Origin of the sequence: Rhizobium sp. IBUN, assembly GCF_000510625.1 — a bacterium.
In the GTDB taxonomy this organism is placed as follows: domain Bacteria; phylum Pseudomonadota; class Alphaproteobacteria; order Rhizobiales; family Rhizobiaceae; genus Rhizobium; species Rhizobium altiplani.
On sequence record NZ_AZNV01000088.1, the window covers coordinates 1 to 5,509 of the forward strand.

The 5,509-nt window shown below is 56.9% G+C and carries 4 protein-coding genes and 4 pseudogenes; 4 read left to right on the forward strand and 4 right to left on the reverse strand.

The features are described from left to right. Positions 1-353: pseudogene (sucA, locus tag RHIBUN_RS36200) on the reverse strand (2-oxoglutarate dehydrogenase E1 component); the annotation flags it as partial. A gap of 72 nt (positions 354-425) precedes the next feature. Between sucA and RHIBUN_RS36690 the strand changes: the two are divergent. From RHIBUN_RS36690 to RHIBUN_RS36210, 4 genes and pseudogenes are all read left to right on the forward strand, one after another. Then, positions 426-881 (forward strand): annotated as a pseudogene (locus RHIBUN_RS36690) (transposase); the annotation flags it as partial. A gap of 165 nt (positions 882-1,046) precedes the next feature. After that, the gene (locus RHIBUN_RS0132735; RefSeq protein WP_025662860.1) at positions 1,047-1,829 is read left to right on the forward strand and encodes a universal stress protein; all 783 of its coding nucleotides are present in this window, start codon (positions 1,047-1,049) and stop codon (positions 1,827-1,829) included. 121 nt (positions 1,830-1,950) lie between these two features. Continuing rightward, positions 1,951-2,755: pseudogene (locus tag RHIBUN_RS34650) on the forward strand (hypothetical protein); the annotation flags it as partial. After that, a pseudogene (locus tag RHIBUN_RS36210) lies at positions 2,756-3,054 on the forward strand (transposase); the annotation flags it as partial. An 89-nt stretch (positions 3,055-3,143) separates the two neighbouring features. Here RHIBUN_RS36210 and RHIBUN_RS0132750 read toward each other — a convergent pair. The 3 genes from RHIBUN_RS0132750 to RHIBUN_RS37160 all read right to left on the reverse strand — a co-directional run bounded on the left by RHIBUN_RS0132750 (position 3,144) and on the right by RHIBUN_RS37160 (position 5,502). Next, a complete protein-coding gene (locus RHIBUN_RS0132750) occupies positions 3,144-3,971 on the reverse strand; it encodes a DUF4118 domain-containing protein (protein ID WP_245271794.1) in 828 nt (275 codons plus the stop codon). Between the two features lie 260 nt (positions 3,972-4,231). Continuing rightward, positions 4,232-4,501, reverse strand: a complete 270-nt coding sequence (locus RHIBUN_RS0132760; protein ID WP_280949594.1) for a potassium-transporting ATPase subunit KdpA — start codon at positions 4,499-4,501, stop codon at positions 4,232-4,234. 731 nt (positions 4,502-5,232) lie between these two features. Beyond that, on the reverse strand, positions 5,233-5,502 hold the full coding sequence (locus RHIBUN_RS37160; RefSeq protein ID WP_037217510.1) for a hypothetical protein: 270 nt from the start codon (positions 5,500-5,502) through the stop codon (positions 5,233-5,235). Positions 5,503-5,509 lie beyond the last annotated feature (7 nt).

Sequence of the window (5,509 nt, forward strand, 5' to 3'; positions counted from 1 at the left end):
CTAAGGACGTTCAGACGTCCGCGATGGGCCATGCCGAAAACGACCTCAGTTACACCAAGGGCCACACCATGCTCAAGGATCTCTTCGAGAGCAACGATTGTCGACTCCCCGCCGTCGAGCCCAAAGCGCGTCGTGCCGACGAACTTCTTGTTGAGATACCGCTCGTACCCTGTCACCTCCACGAGCTTCTGGAGAAGCCGCCGCTTGTGATCAGGCGCCAGTTCGGTCTTAGCGTTCAACGGTTCGACACGTTGCTGGATCCATGTCCTTTGCGTCCTGTCGGAAATATGCATGTATTCGTAGCCGACCGTCCCGCAATAACTGACACGCAGGCGATCCAGGATCTCGCGCATAGTGGCCAGGCGAAGTGAGAAACTGACCCCCTGGAGGTGCGGACGAATTCTTGGACTAACAAGAGATAGTTCATGTATTCGTACGAAGACCGCATGAGAGCAGTGCAGCTCTACATCAAGCTTGGTAAACGCGTAAATGCCACGATCCGTCAGTTGGGCTAACCGACTAAGAATGCTCTTAAGCATTGGTGTCGCGAGTACGAACGTGGTCACGACTTGCCGGCGGGCTATGTACGCACCAAACGACGGCATTCGGATGATCAGAAGAGGATTGCCGTCAAACGCTCTCGGGCTGGATCGATGAATATGATTGCGACGCCAGGCGGCGGGTTGTTGGCAACATCGTAACCGTTACTCCCCGATCGGAGCAACAGAAGCGAACGGCCGCGATTGATTTGTGCTCTCGTCGTGAGAGTGGACGCTCGTTGGCTCAGGAGGTAGGCGTCAGCCGGCAGACGTTGTACAACTGGAAAAACCAGCAACTCGGTCGTGAGGAACGACACCCCGCCATCGACAACTAGGTCAAGACGTGGCCTTCTATTGTTTGGGTTCCTCGACCGTAAGCAGACATCGGATCGGCCGCCACTTCGATGTTTTCAACCATTATTGACATGGGTCAATGCCGATCTGATCAAAATCATATCTCGTGGTTCTTGCAAGCCGCGGCCCAGAGTCTGATTGATAGGAGGCGTTATGTCCTTTCGAGACGTTGTTGTTTACCTAGATGCTGGTGCAAACACCGCTGACCGTGTTCAAACTGCGGTTGATCTCGCCAGGAAATTCGACGCAAGGCTTATCGGCGTCGATGTCAGCACAGCGGCGGCATTTGAGGGAGCAAGCCGTGAGGCCGCACTCGCGATCGAAGAGGAATTTGAACGCGGGGTCGCTGGAAGAGGTATTGATTTCGAATATCGAGTAATCCCGCCAAGTGCTGAGGCAGCAGAACACTTCTTTTGCCATTGCGCCGACCTTTTGGTCGCCACACACGCCAATCCGGACGACCGTGACCTCTGTAATTCGGCCGTTCCGGAAGGCGTTCTCTTAAGGGCCGGAGTTCCGATGCTGGTGCTTCCAGCGGGATGGAAAAACAACAAGACCATCGGAGATAGAGTCGTCGTCGCTTGGAATTTTAGTCGCGAGGCCACGCGGGCGGTACACGATGCCATGCCAATTCTGCAAAAGGCGAGCGAAGTTTTTCTCTTCATTTTTGCTTCGAACTACAGTGACAAACACAGTGACGTGCAGGATGCAAAAGCCCACCTTGAGCACCATGGCGTGAAAGTCACATTAGCTGGTTGGCCTGATCGGGGCGAAACTGATATGACGAGTGCCCTGTATGCCGGCCTTGATCGGGAAGAAGCAGACCTCATCGTATGCGGTGCATTTGGCCGCTCACCTTTATCCGAAACGTTGTTTGGCGGCGCTAGCAGAATGTTCTTGAGCAACATGTCTATGCCGGTGCTAATGTCTCACTGATTGGATGGATGCTTCTGCGTTCGCGCCTGAAAGTGACGGCGGCGCGGCAGGACCGAGATCCCGCCGCTGGTGCGTAGAATTGCCGCTACCGTGAAACGCCTGACCTCATTTATACACAGTGCCAGGGCGCATGGCACCGGCCGACTGGGCTTTCCACTTCACCGACATGAATGAACTGGGGATCACGATCGCGGGCACCCGCTCGATCACCTGCTTTATCTTTTTCGGTTCGCCTATTCCGGCCTCGAACACGCCCACGTCGTCCTCGGTGGCGAAAGCTTGTGCCGCTGGCCGAAGGGCTACAGAACGCTCTCTGGTTCCTTGGCGGCGCGCCGCCTTACCATCGAAGCGACAGTCTGTCGACGGCCTTCCGCAATCTGGATGCCGATGCCAAGGACGACCAAACGCGGCGCTACGCAGAGCTTTGCCCGCACTACCGGATGACGCAGACCCGCAACAACAAGGGCTTTGCCCTTGAGTACCGTGCGATTGAGAGCCCGCATGACCACCTCAAAAATGCAATCCGCGATGCCTTGTTGTTGTGCGGCACCCGTTACGATCTCGACGCCTATCGCGGCTTCATCGATGAGATCGTCAACCGGCGTAATGCCCGCTATGGCAAGCGCATCGATGCCGAGCGGGCGACGCTGCAGTCAGCCTGTCTATCGCGACAAGCTGTTTCCGCGGCAGGAGTACACAAGGGCTTTCGAGACCCTGCTCGACCGGCTTGCCGACAAGCAGGCCTGCAAGATCACTGTCGAGCTCCTGGCTTGGCCCACGATCGGCGAGCGGGAACTGACAGAGCGGCTGGCCGCGATCCTTGATGCAGGCAAGCTGCCGGACATCGCTGCCCTGCGGACCTTCTTGCGCCCGATCCGGTACACTTGCCAACCGTCAACGTCCGCCTCGCCTCGCCCCAGGGCTAGGAGGCCCTGATCGGCGCTCTGGAGGGTGATATTTTGCTTGCCGATAAGGGTTATGACACCAACGCCATCCGAGCCAAGGCGGCCGACGCAAGGCCCGGGCAAACATCCCGCCGAAGGCGACCCGTAAGGGCTCCTTCTCGTTCTCGCGCTGGGTTTACAGGCAACGGAACCTTGTGGATCGTTTCTTCAACAAGATCAAACAGTTCCGAGGTATCGCTACTCGCTACGACAAGCGCCCGGAAAACTATCTCGTAGCTGTCAAACTCGTCGCGGCAAGGATCTGGTGTCAGAGTTTATGAGTCGACGGCCTAACGCCCGCGGTAGCGCCCAGCAGTAATGCTTGTCTGGATCGCATGGCGTCACGAAAGTGATAAGATCTGACGTTGACCTATGCCTTGTAACGATCAATCGTTGCAGCAAGGATTAGCGCGACCGTCTCCGCGGTCGCATCGGGATTCGCCGGACGACGGTCCGGATCAAATGCAGCACCAATGACAATCGTCTGGTCAATCGTCGCTTGGACCGGCCAGAAATCGAAACGAGATTCGTCAAACGGGTAAACACCCGCAGCCACCATCGCGTTCGACGCAGATGCCGCCCTAGCCGCATCTATTTCCACGTCAGTTAAGCTGGCGTCGCCGTCGACCTCGACGTCATAGTCGCTGCCGGCGTAAACAATGGCGATCGGAGCCTGGAGAATCTCCGCAATGGTTGCACGTGTGAGGCTTTTCGCTTGCTTTACGGAGGTCGCCGCAGTCATTTGGCGTGCGTAAGTCTTCAGTTTGTCCTGGTGTAGACGGAAGTGGTCAAGCTCCGCTTTATCGCGCCGTTTCGTCGATACGATGGTGCTGGTGATACAGCCGACGACCAAAAGCATCGCAATCGCCCAGATGTTGGCTGTGTCCGCCACCGCCAGCGAGAAGCGGGGTTCGGTGAAGAATAGATTAAAAGAAAGAGCTCCAAGAAGCGCGGAAAACAATGCCGGACCAAGACCGAACGCGACGCTGCTGACGACGACAGGCAGGACGTAGATAAGCGAGAGGTTCGGAATTGTCTCATAGCGATCAAAGCCGGCGGCGGCCGCCGTCGCCATCCCCGCCGTGATGAAAGAGGCGAGATACTGAACTATGGATGGCATTTCTGAAAGGCCAAGGTTGTCGGCAACAATCGACTTCGCCGTGACGCCACCTTTGGAGTGATCCAGTTCGCTATCCAAGGAGATGAGCAATCCTCCTTTAGCCAGAAGTGGTCTGTCATGGATATGAATTCCATGTGGGAGCTGGGCGAGATTTATGGGTATCTTATATGCGAGCCGCGGATAGAGGCGATGCCCACCGCAAGCTTTGCAGCACCAGCCAGGAAGTTCTGGGCATGCCTACCATCTGACTGAAATAGCTCATCGTGGTTTCGCCGCCGTGGGCCTGCATGTGGCCGTCGTTGCGAAGCTGATCGCCGTGTTGAGCGCGAGATCGATCGTCATCGGCGTGATCTGGTAAGCCGGATCGAACCAAGGTCCCAGATGCTGGACAAGCAAAAAATCGTAAACAGGAGTACTGTGCCAAATAGGCTGAAGAGGAGGAAGGCGAAGGTGTGGACCTTCCAGTCCATCTCAGCCCGAGGATCGGCTCCGCACAGACGATAGATCAGGCCTTCAACCGGGCTCAGGAGCGGATCGAGTGGCGTCGGTGCCGCCTCGAGCACCCGAAGCAGATAGATGCCAAGCGGAGTCATGCATGCAACCATAATGCCAAGGAAAAGCGCGTAAAAAACCCTGCTAGGTCATTGGTGGCCTCGTACGTCAACTTCTTTCCCGTGCCGGTGCAAGCTCGACCTTGACAAGCCTGAGGAGGAGTTGTTGCGCCCGCTGCCGGGGGGCTCGCTGAAAGTGGAGACCGCCCGTGGGAACGGTTGGACAAGACTCAGGTTTCCAAAACACAGTTGAACCGCAAGCCGGGCGAAAGTAAACGTTCAGCCGTTTCCCCCTGCCACCTATACGAACATAAGTGGTAGCATCTCCTACCTGCTGAGTGTGGCGCACAACCCCGGGGATGAGCACTCTTCGGGGTCGCCGCTCGTTCAGGCGGCCTCTAAACCGATCGTAACCCTTTGTTTTCTGAGTGAAGAAATCTGTGCACTCAAGTGTGGCCCGTTGGGCGGCCAGGTCGTTTGCCAGGCTGCGCTTTATGGAACTGGCTCGCGGAGCAATCTCATCATCGTCCGCTTTGTCGGCCAGACGACGCACCAAGTGCCACCAATTTCCCCTAACCACCGCTTTTGCCTCGCCCCATATGGCCATGCCCTCACACACGACACCGAGGCGATCGCCGCTGCTAGTAGAGCCTTCGCGACTAACGCCCGTTCGCGAGCCGGAGTCATTAAACTCCGTAGAGCCTGGCGGCGACGAACAACGCTCGCTTGTTGGTGCACCGTCAAGCAGCTGCGGAAGTCGCCGAGATAGACGGCCTGACAGCCTGATCTCAGGTATCGTAGCGCCGATCGAGTTCTCTGAGGGCAGACTGAACCTCATCGATCGAAACTGGCTCCGGTGTTCCTGGAACGTGACGGAGAGACGGTTTCGAATCGATCGCGTAAAAGTCCGAAGCCCATGCCGCGAGGATAGTTCGCTTATCATCGACAGAAAGTACTGGCGCCCTTACCACATCGATTGGCCGTCGAAACAGCAGCCCTTGCGGCGCTAGAACTGTCGGCCCGATCGTCATGGCAGTGTTGGCAGCCTGCTCCAACATATTGTCC

Coding starts and splice junctions, on each gene's coding strand:
- RHIBUN_RS37160 (WP_037217510.1), bottom strand. CDS start 5,502: ATGTTGGAGCAGGCTGCCAACACTGCCATGACGATCGGGCCGACAGTT.
- RHIBUN_RS0132735 (WP_025662860.1), top strand. CDS start 1,047: ATGTCCTTTCGAGACGTTGTTGTTTACCTAGATGCTGGTGCAAACACC.